4 protein-coding genes are annotated in these 1724 nt (G+C 50.6%); 2 read left to right on the plus strand and 2 right to left on the minus strand.

Features of this window, described 5'->3' with window-relative positions; all coding sequences use genetic code 11:
• Positions 1-796: GGDEF domain-containing protein (locus tag WAQ08_RS01310; RefSeq protein WP_422188834.1), on the plus strand; the 796-nt coding region annotated here is incomplete at its 5' end.
• A 63-nt stretch (positions 797-859) separates the two neighbouring features.
• Here WAQ08_RS01310 and WAQ08_RS01315 read toward each other — a convergent pair.
• Together WAQ08_RS01315 and WAQ08_RS01320 are read right to left on the minus strand one after the other, a co-directional pair.
• A complete protein-coding gene (locus WAQ08_RS01315; protein ID WP_422188837.1) occupies positions 860-1237 on the minus strand; it encodes an OmpA/MotB family protein in 378 nt (125 codons plus the stop codon).
• Entirely contained in the window at positions 1174-1362 is a 189-nt protein-coding gene (locus tag WAQ08_RS01320) for a hypothetical protein (protein WP_422188835.1), read from the minus strand. Before WAQ08_RS01320 ends, WAQ08_RS01315 begins: the two co-directional genes overlap by 64 nt.
• Positions 1363-1543: 181 nt before the next feature.
• Between WAQ08_RS01320 and WAQ08_RS01325 the strand changes: the two genes are divergently transcribed.
• Positions 1544-1724: hypothetical protein (locus WAQ08_RS01325; protein ID WP_422188836.1), on the plus strand; the 181-nt coding region annotated here is incomplete at its 3' end.

Genomic DNA, 1724 nt, shown 5'->3' on the forward strand with positions numbered 1-1724 from the left:
ACTGAAGATGCAGAAAAACTTCAAGCAGCTATTGAGCAAGCTTGCAGGATTTACCGCTGAAACTGACAAGCAGGCGCTTGATTTTGACACCAATCTGCAATCTTATGGCGAATCGCTGAAGCAGAACCTCGATCCTGCGATGCTGGAAACCCTGATCGGCAATATGTCTGGCGATACCGACAAGATGCGCGGGTCTATGCAGAATCTGAAAGACGAGTTGGCTTCCAGCAAACAGGAAGTGGAAAAACTGCACCAGGAACTTGAATCTGCCCGCGGGGAAGCGCTGACCGACCCTTTGACCGGCATACTCAACCGGCGCGGGTTTGAAGCAGAAGCCAAGAAGTGCTTTGATAACAAGGAGACACTTAAACTGGGGATGTCACTGCTAATGGTGGATATTGATCATTTCAAGAAAGTAAACGATACCTACGGTCACTTGTTTGGTGACAAGGTAATCACCGCGATTGCCAGCGCACTTAAATCCAAGGTAAAAGGACAGGACATCGTGGCACGATTGGGCGGTGAAGAATTTGCCGTACTGCTCCCCGAAACAAATTTGGCCGGCGCACAGTCTGTTGCCGAAAATATTCGCCGAAGTATCGAAGCCAGCAAGATCCGTCGCCATGACGATCAGGCACCGATCGGCGGTATCACCATTTCCATCGGCATTGCCATATACGAGAAGGACGCCAATCTGGTCGAGCTGCTCGACCAGGCCGACAAGGCGCTCTATGTATCCAAAGAAAGCGGTCGCAACAGAACCAGCGTGTACAGCGTGGGAGCACTGCTTACCTAAGGTTCAGCTCACGCCCACCAAATCTTTTCCGCTGGCATTCCTGGAGCACAATATTTACAGGTGCTAGTTGACCGACTTTTTCAATTCGTCTGCCAAACTCTTGTCGATCAGCATGATCTCAATGCGGCGATTTCTCTGCCTACCTTCCGCTGTGTCGTTAGTGGCCACAGGATCATATTCACTTCTGCCCGATGCCACCATGGGTTCGGGTGCTATGCTAACCTCCTGCAGATAGCGAACCACCGTGGTCGCACGCGCCACTGACAATTCCCGGTTACTCGGGAACGTGCCTTGCAACGTTTGCGATATCTGCACGTTGTCGGTATGGCCCACAACCCGGATGACCTTATTCTCGTAGCCTTTCAGTGCGCCGCCAACTACTTCTGTTCCAACGAAGCATTCTGCCCATCCAATGCAGCCCTCTGCTCTTCGAGCAAGGATTTCTGTTGTGCCAGTTCTGCGTTCTGCATTTGCAACGTCCGGAGCTCGCCGTCTTTCCCTGTTTTCATTTTTTCAAATTCGCCGGTGCTGACACAACCACTCATGACAAATGACACTGCAAGCACCGCTATGCTCCCGTAAATTTTCCTGCCCTTCTTAAGAAGTGTTACGACAGATTGTCATGTTCACACTCAAGTGATTATGCGCCGGTTTAGTATCATTTCCGGCTTGATCAACATAGCTCTTGAAATCTGCAAAAGTGCCTCCATATCTTTCGACACACATTTTCAACCAAAGGGGACACACATGACAGAAAACGCTACCGCCAGCCGCGAAACAATGGGCTTCCAGACTGAAGTGAAGCAGCTGTTGCAGCTGATGATCCACTCCTTGTATTCCAACCGCGAGATATTCCTGCGCGAACTGATCTCGAATGCTTCAGATGCCTGTGACAAATTGCGCTTCGAGGCGCTGCACAATGATGGGT

Source organism: Aquabacterium sp., from assembly GCF_049274795.1.
In the GTDB taxonomy this organism is placed as follows: Bacteria; Pseudomonadota; Gammaproteobacteria; order Burkholderiales; family Burkholderiaceae_C; genus Aquabacterium.